16 protein-coding genes and 2 pseudogenes are annotated in these 12502 nt (G+C 64.9%); 10 read left to right on the top strand and 8 right to left on the bottom strand.

Going from position 1 to position 12502, the window contains the following annotated elements:
• Positions 1 to 243: pseudogene (locus tag SE92_RS30585) on the top strand (collagen-like protein); the annotation flags it as partial.
• Positions 244 to 259: 16 nt separating this feature from the next.
• Here the strand turns inward: SE92_RS30585 and SE92_RS30580 are convergent.
• Together SE92_RS30580 and SE92_RS30575 are read right to left on the bottom strand one after the other, a co-directional pair.
• The gene (locus SE92_RS30580; protein ID WP_063201932.1) at positions 260 to 481 is read right to left on the bottom strand and encodes a hypothetical protein; all 222 of its coding nucleotides are present in this window, start codon (positions 479 to 481) and stop codon (positions 260 to 262) included.
• A gap of 98 nt (positions 482 to 579) precedes the next feature.
• Positions 580 to 846: a DUF2277 domain-containing protein gene (locus tag SE92_RS30575; protein WP_011089416.1), complete on the bottom strand. Its 267-nt coding sequence runs from the start codon at positions 844 to 846 to the stop codon at positions 580 to 582.
• A 130-nt stretch (positions 847 to 976) separates the two neighbouring features.
• On the opposite strand from SE92_RS30575, the gene SE92_RS30570 reads away from it, so the two are divergent.
• The 4 genes from SE92_RS30570 (at position 977) to SE92_RS30555 (ending at position 3558) form a co-directional block, all read left to right on the top strand.
• Positions 977 to 2038 (top strand): alpha/beta fold hydrolase, encoded by a 1062-nt coding sequence (locus SE92_RS30570; protein ID WP_063201929.1) that lies wholly within the window; start codon positions 977 to 979, stop codon positions 2036 to 2038.
• 18 nt (positions 2039 to 2056) lie between these two features.
• Positions 2057 to 2407, top strand: a complete 351-nt coding sequence (locus SE92_RS30565) for an MmcQ/YjbR family DNA-binding protein (protein WP_063201926.1) — start codon at positions 2057 to 2059, stop codon at positions 2405 to 2407.
• Positions 2408 to 2524: 117 nt separating this feature from the next.
• Positions 2525 to 2878: a hypothetical protein gene (locus tag SE92_RS30560; RefSeq protein WP_063201923.1), complete on the top strand. Its 354-nt coding sequence runs from the start codon at positions 2525 to 2527 to the stop codon at positions 2876 to 2878.
• Between the two features lie 77 nt (positions 2879 to 2955).
• The gene (locus SE92_RS30555; RefSeq protein ID WP_063203849.1) at positions 2956 to 3558 is read left to right on the top strand and encodes an MSMEG_1061 family FMN-dependent PPOX-type flavoprotein; all 603 of its coding nucleotides are present in this window, start codon (positions 2956 to 2958) and stop codon (positions 3556 to 3558) included.
• A 118-nt stretch (positions 3559 to 3676) separates the two neighbouring features.
• On the opposite strand, the gene bfr is transcribed toward SE92_RS30555, so the two are convergent.
• The 3 genes from bfr to SE92_RS30540 all read right to left on the bottom strand — a co-directional run bounded on the left by bfr (position 3677) and on the right by SE92_RS30540 (position 5035).
• On the bottom strand, positions 3677 to 4165 hold the full coding sequence (bfr, locus tag SE92_RS30550) for a bacterioferritin (RefSeq protein ID WP_027529403.1): 489 nt from the start codon (positions 4163 to 4165) through the stop codon (positions 3677 to 3679).
• A 133-nt stretch (positions 4166 to 4298) separates the two neighbouring features.
• The gene (locus tag SE92_RS30545) at positions 4299 to 4571 is read right to left on the bottom strand and encodes a (2Fe-2S)-binding protein (RefSeq protein ID WP_063201921.1); all 273 of its coding nucleotides are present in this window, start codon (positions 4569 to 4571) and stop codon (positions 4299 to 4301) included.
• A 161-nt stretch (positions 4572 to 4732) separates the two neighbouring features.
• Positions 4733 to 5035: a hypothetical protein gene (locus SE92_RS30540; RefSeq protein WP_063201918.1), complete on the bottom strand. Its 303-nt coding sequence runs from the start codon at positions 5033 to 5035 to the stop codon at positions 4733 to 4735.
• 136 nt (positions 5036 to 5171) lie between these two features.
• Between SE92_RS30540 and SE92_RS30535 the strand changes: the two genes are divergently transcribed.
• Positions 5172 to 5495 carry a hypothetical protein gene (locus SE92_RS30535; RefSeq protein WP_063201915.1) on the top strand — a complete coding sequence of 108 codons (324 nt, stop codon included), beginning with the start codon at positions 5172 to 5174 and terminating at the stop codon, positions 5493 to 5495.
• A 238-nt stretch (positions 5496 to 5733) separates the two neighbouring features.
• Positions 5734 to 6015, top strand: coding sequence for a hypothetical protein (locus SE92_RS30530; protein ID WP_063201912.1), 282 nt, complete (start codon positions 5734 to 5736; stop codon positions 6013 to 6015).
• Between the two features lie 91 nt (positions 6016 to 6106).
• Here the strand turns inward: SE92_RS30530 and SE92_RS30525 are convergent, their stop codons facing one another.
• Positions 6107 to 7333, bottom strand: a complete 1227-nt coding sequence (locus SE92_RS30525; RefSeq protein WP_063201909.1) for a lytic murein transglycosylase — start codon at positions 7331 to 7333, stop codon at positions 6107 to 6109.
• 7 nt (positions 7334 to 7340) lie between these two features.
• Positions 7341 to 8990, bottom strand: a complete 1650-nt coding sequence (gene ettA, locus SE92_RS30520; protein WP_063201907.1) for an energy-dependent translational throttle protein EttA — start codon at positions 8988 to 8990, stop codon at positions 7341 to 7343.
• Positions 8991 to 9224: 234 nt separating this feature from the next.
• Here ettA and SE92_RS30515 point away from each other — a divergent pair, with 234 nt between their 5' ends.
• Both SE92_RS30515 and SE92_RS30510 read left to right on the top strand, forming a co-directional pair.
• The gene (locus SE92_RS30515) at positions 9225 to 9440 is read left to right on the top strand and encodes a hypothetical protein (RefSeq protein WP_063201904.1); all 216 of its coding nucleotides are present in this window, start codon (positions 9225 to 9227) and stop codon (positions 9438 to 9440) included.
• A 133-nt stretch (positions 9441 to 9573) separates the two neighbouring features.
• Positions 9574 to 10536: a D-2-hydroxyacid dehydrogenase family protein gene (locus SE92_RS30510; protein ID WP_063201901.1), complete on the top strand. Its 963-nt coding sequence runs from the start codon at positions 9574 to 9576 to the stop codon at positions 10534 to 10536.
• Between the two features lie 56 nt (positions 10537 to 10592).
• Here SE92_RS30510 and SE92_RS30505 read toward each other — a convergent pair whose 3' ends face one another.
• Positions 10593 to 11795, bottom strand: coding sequence for a L,D-transpeptidase family protein (locus SE92_RS30505; protein WP_063201898.1), 1203 nt, complete (start codon positions 11793 to 11795; stop codon positions 10593 to 10595).
• A gap of 371 nt (positions 11796 to 12166) precedes the next feature.
• On the opposite strand from SE92_RS30505, the pseudogene SE92_RS30500 reads away from it, so the two are divergent.
• Positions 12167 to 12502, top strand: a pseudogene (locus SE92_RS30500) (hypothetical protein); the annotation flags it as partial.

The raw sequence follows: 12502 nt of genomic DNA, 5'->3' as shown, positions 1-12502 counted from the left end.
GGCGAGCCCGGACCGGCCGGTCAGCTGCCGTCGATCGAGCAGGTGCTGCCGTGGCTCGATCAACTGTTCGACGCCTGGGACGAGCGCCGCCGCCAACGCGAGCGCGAAGCCGCCGAACGCGAAGCGCTGGAGGCCGCCGTGCACGAGCCCGAGGAGCCCATCGTCGACGATGAGAGCGACGACAGCGACGGCGACGGGCACAAGAAAAAGAAGAAAAAGAAGAAGCACGGCGAGAAGGACTAGCCGCACGAGTCTCGGTTCAGGAAGCGGCCGATGAATCATCCTTGCGCGGCAGCATGCCCATGCGCTCGAACTGCCAGCGCATGGCGCGATACCAGAGATAGCCGACCACGGCGCCGCACAGAGCGAGGATGATCACGTTCGCGCTCGAGAACGAGCCACTCCACCACATCATCCACGCCGTCCACAGCAGCGTGAAGATGATGGCACCTGCCTTTAGCGGAAGAAGGGGGCGGCTCATGGTCGTGCTCCGGGCTGACAAAACCCCGGCGGACACCATCGCTGACCAGGAAGCTTCCTTCCGTGAGCCAGATCACGGAATGGGCTTGTCAGCGATCGCTAGCCGAACCGCAGCCGCGAGCGTTCCTTGGCCCTTTCCGCCTCGACCTCGCGGTCGCGCGCCGGGGCATGGGTGTGCAGCGAGGTCAGGAGTTTTCGCGCGGCCTCCGAGACCTCGGCCACCGCACGGTCGAACGCCGCCTCGTTGGCCTGCGACGGCTTGTTGAATCCGGACAGTTTGCGCACGAACTGCAGTGCGCTGGCGTGGATCTCGTCCTCCGTCGCGGGCGGCTCGAAGTTGAACAGCGTCTTGATGTTGCGGCACATGCAGGGACCTCTCCGGATGTTTCCATGAAGACGATCGGGGGAGCCGAAATCCTACATCCTTCTCCGCACTTCTGCTAAGTTCCACCGCAACGCGGCCGACGACCATGAGCCGCAAACGGGGGAGAGAAACATGAAGGCTTCCTGCGCCGCGCTGACGGCTATCCTGCTGTCCTTTTCGACGCCGATATGGGCCGCCGATTATCCGGCCCCCAGGCAGGGCGACTGGATCGCCAGGGATTTCAAGTTCCACACCGGCGAGACCATGCCGGAGCTGAAGCTGCACTACACAACCGTCGGCGAGCCCACCGGCCAACCGGTGCTGGTGCTGCATGGCACGGGCGGCTCGGGCACCGGTATGCTGGGGCCCACCTTCGGCGGTGAACTGTTCGGTCCGGGGCAGCCGCTCGACGCCTCCAAATATTACATCATCATTCCCGACAATATCGGCCACGGCAAATCATCGAAGCCCTCGGACGGAATGAAAACGAGCTTTCCAAAGTACAATTACGACGACATGGTCGAGGCCCAATACCGGCTCGTAACGGAAGGCCTCGGCGTCAAGCACCTGCGGCTCGTGATCGGCAACTCGATGGGCGGCATGCACACCTGGCTGTGGGGCGAGAAATATCCGAAGGCGATGGATGCGCTGATCCCGATGGCCTCGCAGCCGACCGAGATGGCCTCACGCAACTGGATGATGCGGCGGATCATGCTCGACACCATCCGCAACGATCCCGATTACAATGGCGGCAACTACACCAGCCAGCCGCGCATGATGAAATACGCAGCCACCGCCTACGGCATCGCCAGCATCGGCGGCACGCTGGCCTATCAGCAGCAGGCGCCGACCGCAGCCAAGGCGGACAAGATGGTCGACGACCGGTTGGCGACGCCGATCACGGCGGATGCCAACGACTTCGTCTATCAGTGGGAATCCTCGCACGACTACAATGCCGGCGACAGACTGGAGCAGATCGAGGCGACCCTGCTGCTGATCAACTCAGCCGACGACGAACGCAATCCGCCGGAGACCGGCATCACCGACGCTGCGATGAAGCGGGTCAAGAACGGCAAGCTGTATCTCATCCCCGCAAGCACCGAGACGCGCGGCCACGGCACCACCGGCAATGCTAAATTCTACGCCGAGCAGGTCAGGCAATTGCTGCAGACCGCGCCGCAGCGGACGATGTGAGGCGAACAGCAAGACGGCATGTCGAAATCCCGCTTTCGCAAGGCTGCACTCGCATTTCCCGGCGTCATCGAGGGCGCACATCACGGCCATGCCGACTTCCGCATCGGCAAGCGCGTGTTCGCGACGCTGGGTTATCCCGACGACACATGGGGCATGGTGAAGCTCACGCCGGACCAGCAGACCATGCTCGTCGACGCCGAACCGGAGCTGTTTCGTCCGGTCCCCGGCGCCTGGGGCATGAGCGGCAGCACGAACGTGAAGCTGGCGAAGATCGATCCGGTGACATTGCGCAGCGCGCTCGAGATGGCCTGGCGCAACGTTGCACCGAAATCGCTGCTCGCGTCGATCGAGACGCGAGCGCGACGTTGATACCGCATCGCATCATGTGCGACCCGCTATCGCCGCATATTATTTGAGCATGCAATGCGCTGAAGGCTCGGGCTTAATCGCGTCAACGATACGAATCGGAACGCGACGGAGGATCGCATGCACAGGCTCGCACTGTGCGTTTGGCTGGCCACGATGACGGCGCTGACGAGCGCCGCGTTCGCGTTCGACAACGGGCAATACGACCACGTCCCGCCCGACATCCGCGCCTGGTTCAAGCGCGTGATCGCGCCGAACGGCGTGCCCTGCTGCGACATCTCCGATGGCCATCGCACCGACTACGATGTGCGCGGCGGCGCCTATTGGGTACCGATCGAGGGACAATGGATGGAGGTGCCCGAGCGCGCGATCATCCGCGACCAGGGCAATCCGGTCGGCCAGGCCGTGGTGTGGTATGTCCACCATCGCGGCGCCATCATCATCAGCTGCTTCGTGCCGGCGGATGCCGTGTAACGCGTCTTGATGGATTCCATTGGCTGGAGGCGGTTCGATCGGATAGGTTGAGGCCAATCCGATGCGGAGGCATGCCGTTGACCGATCTTTGCGCCGAAGACCTTGCCACCCTCTATGCCAAGCCGAGCCCCCGCGTGATCGCGAAAGCACGTCCCGCGATCGATGCGCATGCGAAGAAATTCATCGAGATGTCGCCGTTCTGCGTGCTCGCGACATCAGGCGCGGACGGCAGCGTCGACGCCTCGCCGCGCGGCGGCAGCGTCGGCTTCGTCCACGTCGCAGGTCCCAACCAGCTCTTGATGCCGGACCGCTCCGGCAACAACCGCATCGACAGTTTCCGCAACGTCGTCGAAGGCTCGGGCTTCGTGCAACTGCTGTTCTTCGTGCCCGGGATCGACGAGACGCTGCGCGTCGGCGGACGCGGCACGCTGTCGGCCGATCCGGATCTGCTCGCCGCGATGGTCGAATTCGGCAAGCCGCCGCGGGCGGTGCTGAACCTCGCCGTCAGCGAAGTCTATTTCCACTGCGGCAAGGCGCTGATGCGCTCGAAGCTGTGGTCGCCCGAGAAGGTGCAGCGCTCGGTGATGCCGAGCATCGTCACGGTCATTCACGACCAGACCGGCCTCGGCGAGCCGGCAAGCCAGGAGAGCGTGGAAGAGCTCTACAAGACGCAATTGTAGGCGGAGCTTGGTTCAGCAGACGAACCGTCATGCCCCGGCATCCACGTCTTCGTCGAGCGGAAACACGTGGATGGCCGGGTCAAGCCCGGCCATGACGAATGAGAGAGCTGGGCGGGGCTCAGTGCCCCTCGCCCTCGAGCCCGCCGACGTGCTTCTGGGTGTAAAGCTCGAGGCCGATGCGGCCGATCAGGTCGAGCTGGGTTTCGAGGAAGTCGATGTGGTGCTCCTCGTCGCTCATCAGCTTCTCGAACAGGTCACGCGTGACGTAATCCTTGACGCCGTGGCAGTAGGTCGCCGCTTCCTGGTAGAGCGCGCGGGCGCTCATCTCGGCGGCGAGATCGCACTCGATGATCTCCTTGACGTTCTGGCCGATGCGCAGGGGATCGAGCACCTGCATGTTCGGGAAGCCGTCCAAGAACAGGATGCGCGCGGTGAGCTTGTCGGCGTGCTCCATCTCCTCGATGGACTCCTTGCGCCAGACCTTGGCCATGTCGAGGAGGCCCCAATTGTCGAGAAAGCGGTAGTGCAGCCAGTACTGGTTGATCGCAGTCAGCTCGTGACGCAGTGACTTGTTGAGATAGTCGATGACTTTTGCGTCGCCCTGCATGGTTCACTCCAGCTCTTGCAGTCCAAATCGGCCCTAAACCGAGTTTAGAACGCTTCTAAGTCAGTTTACGAATGAGGGCAACTGGCTACACGGACGCAGCCGGGGAAAAGCGCAGCAATGGCTGGCGGAAGATTCAGCAGGCTGCGAGGGCGAACCGGGCGGGCTCTGCCGCCTCGTCATTGGCGGCTACGGTGTGGTTATGGGGGCAGCCCGAGCAGCAGGACTGGGCGCAGGGGCCAAGGGCTTCGTCGATGATGGTCTTGATGGTCCGCGCGCAGCGGCCGCATTCGGCACTGCAGCCCAGGCATCCATAGACTTGCTTGGCATGGCGCACGGCGTCGTCGGACTCGGCGACGGCGGCGCGGATGTCGTCATCGCTCAGCACGTTACAGGAACAAACGATCATGGAAGCGGCAGGCCCTTCGGTGATGCGTCACCATCGATATTTAACGGGCCGGCCGGATGCAAAAGGAAAAAGCGGTATTTGAAGCTATTCCAAACTGGCCCAATAGCAGCCTAGAACGGCATCAAAACCCAGCGTTGCGCTGGATCAAGATTAGAGGGGATCTAGTCGCCGCCGCCTCCACCACCGTCGCCGCCACCGCTGCAATCCCCGCCACCGCCGCCGCTATCGCTGCTCGAGCAGCTGCCTCCGTCAGTCGGGTTCCCTGAACTGTCGCTGGAAAACCAGCTCCCCAGCGAGAAGCCGTCATTCGACCCGGCGTAGCTGTCGCCGCCACCGCCTCCGCCGTCGCCCCCAGCGCCGGCGCGCGAGCGTCGGCTGCGGTTCTGGAGGTGGGTCAACCAGCCATAGCCGATCGCGCCGACGACTCCGGCAGCGATCAGTGCATTTATCATCGCGTTGCCCATCGTCGCCTCCCAGGTCCATCTGCGCCCGATATCATTAGGTCGCGCCCGGCAAAGCTGCCGTTCATTGATCATTCAAACGAAGTATGGAACTCTGCAACCAAAGAGTTCCCGCGTGTTTGCTCGAAAGGTCAAGCCAATGAAGAAATTGCTCCTGGCGGCGGCTGCCGTCGCCACCTTGGCCTTTACGGCCGCAACGCCGGCCCATGCGCAGCGCGGTGTGGCGGCGGGCGTGGCGGCCGGGATCATCGGCGGCGCCATCGTCGGCGGCGCATTGGCTTCTCCGTATTATTACGGACCCGGCCCGGGCTACTACGAACCCGGCTATTACCCGCCCCGTTACTACGCGCCGGGTCCGGGCTATGTCGCCGACGGCTATTACGGCGGCGGCTGCGTCTGGCAGAAGCAGCGCTTCTGGGACGGCTACGCCTGGCGCGTCCGTCGCGTCAGAGTTTGCGGCTGAGGCGCCTCGAACCGGTTCAATGCGACAGCGCGGCTGGGCCGGTTCAATACGGATGCGTCGTTCATCTCAGGGCCTGAAAAACACCGCTTTTTCTCGTCACACCTCCGTGTGCGTTTACCGTGGGTTGACCAATTGCGCGCTTCCTAGCTGCACGGCCAATTCCATTAGCGTGTGCGTGAACCTTTGAAACCCGGGCGCCTCTAACAAGAGGAACCCATCTCCCAGGAGAGCCCTGAGCATGAAGAAGACTCTTGTTGCCGCCCTCACGGTCGCGACGGTCGCCGGTTCGCTGGTGACCGCGACGCCGTCCGCGAAGGCCCATGACGGCGTCGGCGCCGGCATCGCAGCCGGCCTGATCGGCGGCGCCATTGTCGGCGGCGCCATCGCGTCGAGCCGTCCGGCCTATGGCGGTCCGGTTTACGTTGCCGAGCCCCCGCCGCCCGCGCCCTGCTACTGGCAGCGCCAGCGCTATTGGGACGGTTACGGCTGGGTCGTTCGCCCGGTCCGCGTCTGCTACTGATCTGATCGCGCGGCGCTCTTCAGCGCCACGATCGAAGCCCGGCCGAGAGCATCGGCCGGGCTTTTTCTTTGAGGTCAGAGAACGCGACCAGCTAGCGCGCGGCCTGAATCGAGCGCAGCACCTCTTCGCTCGGCCAGCAATCGACCTTGAGGCCCGCCGACTTCTGATAGGCGCCGAGCGCCGCACGGGTCTGCATGCCGGCCTTGCCGTCGATCTTGTCCTTGTAGAGCCCAGCGCGCGTCAGCCCGCGCTGCATGGTCTCGACGTCCCTGGTGCGCAATTGCTTGGAGGCCGACCAGGGTGTTGCAAACGGAAGCGGGCTCGTCATGCGATCGGCGAGATGGCCGACGAACAGCACGTAGAGGTCGGAGAAATTGTATTCCTTGATGACGAAGTAGTTCTTCGTGGTCAGGAACGACGGGCCGTAGATGCCCTCCGGCTGCAGCAGCGAGGCGGGCTGCGCCTGCTCGGCGGCGCTCAAGCGTTGTCCGCGCACCGGCACGAAGCCTTCGCGCAGCCACTGGCCGATCGGCTTCGTCACCTCCGGCACGCCACTGGTGCAATCGACCTTGGCCGGCGCCTGCACCTCATAGGCCCAGCGCACGCCGCTCTGCCAGCCCTTGTTGACGAGTTGCTGCGCGGCAGAGGCCAGCGCATCCGGCACCGAATGCCAGATGTCGATGCGGCCGTCGCCGTCGAAATCGACGCCGTGCTTGTAATATTCGGACGGCAGGAACTGCGTCAGCCCGGTGGCGCCGGCCCAGGACGAACGCATGTCCTTGCGCGTCACCACGCCCTCACTGATGATCTTCAGCGCGAGGATGAACTCGGTGCGGTACTGGTCCTTGCGGCGGCCGACATAGGCTTGCGTCGCCAGCACGCGGACCAGATCATAGGGCAACGTGTAGCGGCCGTAGTCGGTCTCGCGGCCCCAGATCGCGAGCATCACGGTCGCGGGCACGCCGGACTTCTTTTCGATCTCGCTCAGCGGACCACGATATTTCTGCAGCAGCCGCTGTCCCTCGCCGGCCAGCCGCGCGATCGAGGCTTCCTTGACGTAATCCGCCGGCACCTGCACGAACTCTGCCTGCGACGGCGCACCGGTCGCGGGCCGTCCGGGCAGGATCAGGTCGGGCAGCTTGTAGTCCGGCTCGAGCCCGCGCGTCTGCTCGTCGAACGTCGCGCGCGAGACGCCTTCGGCCTGCGCCTCCGGCCAGAGCGAAGCGATGAACTGCGTGAAGGCGGCATCGGCGGCGCGGGCAGACGACGCGCCGCAGGTGACCACGATCACCGCAGCGATGAGCGCCCGCCGCATCATGCCGCCGTCACCGCGTCAGCTTCTTGTACTTCACGCGGTGCGGAATGATGCTGTCCTGGCCGAGCCGGCGCATCTTGTCCTTCTCGTAATCCTGGAAGTTGCCCTCGAACCATTCGACATGGCTGTCGCCTTCGAAGGCCAGGATGTGGGTCGCGATACGGTCGAGGAACCAGCGATCATGGCTGATGATGACGGCGCAGCCGGCAAAATCCTCCAGCGCCTCTTCGAGCGCACGCAGCGTGTCGACGTCGAGGTCGTTGGTCGGCTCGTCGAGCAGCAGGACGTTGGCGCCGGACTTCAGCATCTTGGCGAGATGTACGCGGTTGCGTTCACCGCCCGAGAGCGCGCCGACCTTCTTCTGCTGGTCGGCCCCCTTGAAGTTGAACGACGAGCAATAGCCGCGCGAGTTGACTTCCTTCTTGCCGAGCAGGATCAGCTCGTTGCCGCCCGAGATCTCCTCCCACACGTTCTTGTTGCCGTCGAGCGCGTCGCGCGACTGGTCGACATAGCCGAGATGCACGGTCTCGCCGACCGTGATCGTGCCGGAGTCCGGCTTCTCCTGGCCCGTGATCATCTTGAACAACGTGGTCTTGCCGGCGCCGTTGGGGCCGATCACGCCGACGATGCCGCCGGGCGGCAGCTTGAAGGTGAGATTGTCGATCAGGAGGCGATCGCCGAAGCCTTTGCTGAGGCCTTCGAAATCGACCACGTTGGCGCCGAGCCGCTCGGCGACGGGGATGATGATCTGCGCGGTCTGGGTCTGCTTCTCGCTCGCCTGCTTCAGCAGCTCCTCGTAGCGCTGATAGCGCGCCTTCGACTTGGCCTGGCGGGCCTTCGGCGAGGACGCGACCCATTCCTGCTCGCGGGCGATCGTCTTCTGATGCGCGGCGTCCTCGCGGCCTTCCTGCTCCAGGCGCTTCTGCTTCTGCACCAGCCAGGACGAGTAATTGCCCTCGTAGGGAATCCCCTTGCCGCGGTCGAGCTCGAGGATCCAGCTCGTGACGTTGTCGAGGAAGTAGCGATCGTGGGTGACGATCAGGATCGCGCCGGGATAGGTGCGCAAATGGCCTTCGAGCCACGACACCGACTCGGCGTCGAGATGGTTGGTCGGCTCGTCCAGCAGCAGCAGTTCGGGCTGGTCGAGCAGCAGCTTGCAGAGCGCGACGCGGCGACGCTCACCGCCTGAGAGCTTCGTCACGTCGGCATCATCGGGCGGGCAGCGCAGCGCGTCCATGGCCTGGTCGACCTTGCTGTCGAGATCCCAGAGGCCCTGGGCCTCGATCTCGTCCTGCAGCTTGGTCATCTCGTCGGCGGTTTCCTCGGAGTAGTTCATCGCCAGCTCGTTGTAGCGATCGAGGATGGCCTTCTGCTTGGCGACGCCCAGCATGACGTTCTCGCGCACCGAAAGCTTGGCATCGAGCTGCGGCTCCTGCTCGAGATAGCCGACACGGGCGCCCTGGGCGACCCAGGCTTCGCCGTTATACTCCTTGTCGAGGCCGGCCATGATCTTGAGCAGCGTCGACTTGCCCGAGCCGTTGACGCCGAGCACGCCGATCTTGGCGTCCGGGTAGAAACTCAGATGGATGTTATCGAGCACCTTGCGGGTCGGGTAGCTCTTGGTCAGGCCCTGCATGAAATAGATGAACTGGCGCGCCATCGGTCCCGAAAACCTTCGATTTGAGGAAATTTGCTTCGCCGCCGATGTAGCGATCCCGCCCCCAAAGGGCAATGTTTTCCGTCCGTTCACCACGGATGAATACTGGGCAGACACCATCCGGCCACCGATCCGGACAATTGAAACCATCTTTTAATAAATCAGGCCGAAAGCTCGGTTTCGCGCGGAAACAGCGCCACCCGCTCAGAACGAACGGGAGCACAGCGAGGCCGCATCATGGCTCTGATCGAGACCCATTCTCTTCCCGTTCCGGCAGAAGCCGGCCACGTCTCCGACTTCGCCTCGGAGATCAAGGGATTCTGGAAGCGCTTCTTCGCCACCGCCTTCAATCCCTACCGGCCCGAGCTGCACTACATGCGCGGCCCCGGCCCCGCCTGGCGCGCCAAGCACGGCATGGACGCGCCGTTCCGCCTGAAGCCCCGCGACCTCTAAAGCCACCTTCCCCTAGCGGATTTTTGAAGACGCAAGCGGCTTGCGTGCCGTCCCTTTGCGCGCAACCATGGCCCAGTTCCGACGACGGCGCCCAACGCCCAGCGCCGTCCCCTCACGCCATGGATGAACGCTGATGAGCCGGCTGCGCTGTGCAATTCTCGACGATTACTTCAACCTCGCGCTCGACGTCGCCGACTGGCAGAAGCTGTCGGATCGCGTCGACGTCACCGTGTTCAGCCATCCCTTCGCCTCCGAGCAGGCCGCGGCCAGCGCGCTGGCCGATTTCGAGATCATCTGCGCGATGCGCGAGCGCACCGCCTTCCCCAAGGGCCTGTTCGAGAGCCTGCCCAAGCTGAAGCTGCTCTTGACCTCCGGCATGCGCAACGCATCGATCGACATGGAAGCGGCCAAGGCGCGCGGCGTCGTGATCGGCGGCACGCAATATTCCCGCGATCCCACGGCGCCGCTCACCATGGGCCTGATCCTGGAGCTGACCCGCGGCATCGGCCGCGAGAACGCACGGATGCATGCCGGAGAGCCCTGGCAGACCTTTGCCGGGGTCGAGATCGAGGGCATGACGCTCGGCATCGTCGGGCTCGGCAAGCTCGGCAGCAAGATGGCCGGGATCGCCAAGGCGTTCGGCATGAACGTGATCGCCTGGAGCCCGAACCTGACGCCGGAGAAATGCGCTAGCGCCGGCGTCGGCTACGCCACCAAGGAGGAGTTGTTCGCCAAGGCCGACATCGTCACCATCCATGTGGTGCTGAGCGACCGCTCGCGCGGTCTCGTCGGCCGCGATGATCTTGCGCGGATGAAGCCGACGGCGTTTCTCGTCAACACCGCGCGCGGGCCGATCGTGGACGAGCAGGCGCTGCTCGAGGCCTTGCAGCAGCGCAAGATCGCGGGCGCCGGCCTGGATGTGTTCGCGGTCGAGCCGCTGCCGGTCGACCATCCCTTCCGCAAGCTCGACAATCTCGTGCTGACGCCGCATCTCGGCTACGCCACCGAGGACGGCCTGCGCATCCATTACGGCCAGATGGTCGAGGCGATCGACGCGTGGACCAAGGGCGGCGAGCTGGCGCGCAAGCTGGCCTGAAATGACAATGGGCGTGCCAAGGCAAGCCCATTGCAATCTGAATTCTCGCGAAGCGCTTAGCGCAGAGTGACCGGCGCGGGCAGCGGCGGCACCACCGTCGGCTGCGTGCCCGGGACCGGACCCGCCTGGGCGGCCATCGGAGCCGGACCGGCAGCAGAACCGGGCGCCGGCGCGGCGGAGGCGGTCGCCGTACCGGGGGGCGGGCCACCGGGCATCACCACCACGCGGGTGCCGACCTTGACGCGGTCGAACAGGTCCGAGACGTCCTCGTTCAGCATGCCGATACAGCCTGAGGACACGAACTTGCCGATGGTCGAGGGCTGGTTGGTGCCGTGGATGCGGTAGACGGTCGAGCCGAGATACATCGCGCGGGCGCCGAGCGGATTGCCGGGACCGCCGGCCATGAAGCGCGGCAGATAGGGCTGGCGCTCGATCATCTCGGTCGGCGGATGCCAATCCGGCCATTCGGCCTTGCGGGTGATCTTCTGCACGCCGGTCCAGGTGAAGCCGTCGCGACCGACGCGGACGCCGTAGCGGATCGCACGGCCATTGCCGAGCACGTAATAGAGATAGGTGTTCGGCGTATCGACCACGAGCGTGCCGGCAGGCTCCTTGGTCTGGAACGCGACTTCCTGACGGCGCAGGTTCGGCGGCAGCTGCACCGGCGCAGCATCGGGCTGCTCCTCGGGCGGCAGCGCGGCCATCGTCATCGGCCTTCCATCGGCGCCGACGGGCGGCTGCCCGGCCTGGACCGTACCGGTCGCGGCGGGACCACCGACGGCTTCCGGCGGACGCATGCCGTCATTGGTCGGAGCCTGCTGGCCCGGACGATCAGCATAGATGATCGGCGGCGGACCGGCGGGGCGGCCGTAGCGGGGATCGTCGGGCGACATCACCGGGCCCTGCGACGGTGCGGCCGAATAGACCGGCGGCGCGCCAGCGGGACGGCCATAGCGCGGATCATCCGGCGACATCACCGGGCCCTGCGGCGGGGCCGCCGAGTAGACGGGGGGCGCGCCAACGGGACGGCCATAGCGCGGATCATCGGCCGGACCGGGCGGCGGCAGCGACGTGTGCGGCATCGCGTCGTCGTCGTCTTCCAGCGCATCGAAGTTCGGTGTGCGATCGCCGGGCCGATATTCCGCCGGGGCGCCATAGCTCGGCGCCTGCTGGACCGGATAGCTCTGAGCCTGCGCGAGCGAGGTTCCCGCCGCAGCGACTGTTGCGGCAGCGCATATCGTCAGAAAATGTTTGATCATCATCGCTCTTGTATAGTCCCCTAGCCCGTCAGGACCGTTAACGGCCAGATGGCCGAAGATAGCGGCACATTCAAGACATATCAGGCTTATTTGCGCCGGATTTGCCGATTTGTGATCCGCAAGACTACCGTTGCCCCGTTGCATCACGGGGCGGGAAATCAGCTCATGGCGTCATTTGCCGGAGTCTTCGGCCCCGTTTTTTGCGGAACGGGTCGGAATCTCTGCGGTATGTTCGAATCAGCCTGATTCGCCGCCAATTTGAGCTCCCGATCTCCGCGTGGCGAACGCGGCACACAGTACCGTCACCGCGTTCAGATGGCTCAAGGGCCCTGGCACTCCACGCCGCCGGGGCGGAAATTTGCAATCCCTCGATGCTTCCCGGCTTTCGCTTCCTGTTTGCCGCGATCCTGCTGTCAACTTCCCTCCTGGTATTCGGCCTGGGCGCCGCCGCGCTGCTGCGGGCGAGCCATGAGCAGTATGCCAACAACCCCTCCTGGCGGAACGGCCCGCAGGAACAGCGCTTCGCGCAGGCGTCCGAGCCCGCCCCGCCGATGCTCGCGGTCCTCCGCGCGGAGCCGGAGGTGGCGGCCGAGACCGAGCCGTCATTGCGCGACCAGGTGCCGACCATCGGATTGCCGGCAACGGAGCCCGAGCAAGTCGCCGCGCTGACCACCGAGGCTGACGCCCAGACCCAAGCCGCGGCAACC

It is taken from the genome of Bradyrhizobium sp. AT1, assembly GCF_001590795.1.
Taxonomy (GTDB): domain Bacteria; phylum Pseudomonadota; class Alphaproteobacteria; order Rhizobiales; family Xanthobacteraceae; genus Bradyrhizobium.
The sequence above is the reverse complement of the archived record's forward strand: the minus strand, read 5'-3'. Positions and strand labels throughout refer to the sequence as shown.

What these genes read in the sequence shown, in the direction of transcription:
- SE92_RS30580 (WP_063201932.1), bottom strand. Translation starts at nt 481, where the DNA reads ATGAGCCGCCCCCTTCTTCCGCTAAAGGCAGGTGCCATCATCTTCACG.
- SE92_RS30575 (WP_011089416.1), bottom strand. Translation starts at nt 846, where the DNA reads ATGTGCCGCAACATCAAGACGCTGTTCAACTTCGAGCCGCCCGCGACG.
- SE92_RS30570 (WP_063201929.1), top strand. Translation starts at nt 977, where the DNA reads ATGAAGGCTTCCTGCGCCGCGCTGACGGCTATCCTGCTGTCCTTTTCG.
- SE92_RS30565 (WP_063201926.1), top strand. Translation starts at nt 2,057, where the DNA reads ATGTCGAAATCCCGCTTTCGCAAGGCTGCACTCGCATTTCCCGGCGTC.
- SE92_RS30560 (WP_063201923.1), top strand. Translation starts at nt 2,525, where the DNA reads ATGCACAGGCTCGCACTGTGCGTTTGGCTGGCCACGATGACGGCGCTG.
- bfr (WP_027529403.1), bottom strand. Translation starts at nt 4,165, where the DNA reads ATGCAGGGCGACGCAAAAGTCATCGACTATCTCAACAAGTCACTGCGT.
- SE92_RS30545 (WP_063201921.1), bottom strand. Translation starts at nt 4,571, where the DNA reads ATGATCGTTTGTTCCTGTAACGTGCTGAGCGATGACGACATCCGCGCC.
- SE92_RS30540 (WP_063201918.1), bottom strand. Translation starts at nt 5,035, where the DNA reads ATGGGCAACGCGATGATAAATGCACTGATCGCTGCCGGAGTCGTCGGC.
- SE92_RS30535 (WP_063201915.1), top strand. Translation starts at nt 5,172, where the DNA reads ATGAAGAAATTGCTCCTGGCGGCGGCTGCCGTCGCCACCTTGGCCTTT.
- SE92_RS30530 (WP_063201912.1), top strand. Translation starts at nt 5,734, where the DNA reads ATGAAGAAGACTCTTGTTGCCGCCCTCACGGTCGCGACGGTCGCCGGT.
- SE92_RS30525 (WP_063201909.1), bottom strand. Translation starts at nt 7,333, where the DNA reads ATGATGCGGCGGGCGCTCATCGCTGCGGTGATCGTGGTCACCTGCGGC.
- ettA (WP_063201907.1), bottom strand. Translation starts at nt 8,990, where the DNA reads ATGGCGCGCCAGTTCATCTATTTCATGCAGGGCCTGACCAAGAGCTAC.
- SE92_RS30515 (WP_063201904.1), top strand. Translation starts at nt 9,225, where the DNA reads ATGGCTCTGATCGAGACCCATTCTCTTCCCGTTCCGGCAGAAGCCGGC.
- SE92_RS30510 (WP_063201901.1), top strand. Translation starts at nt 9,574, where the DNA reads ATGAGCCGGCTGCGCTGTGCAATTCTCGACGATTACTTCAACCTCGCG.
- SE92_RS30505 (WP_063201898.1), bottom strand. Translation starts at nt 11,795, where the DNA reads ATGATCAAACATTTTCTGACGATATGCGCTGCCGCAACAGTCGCTGCG.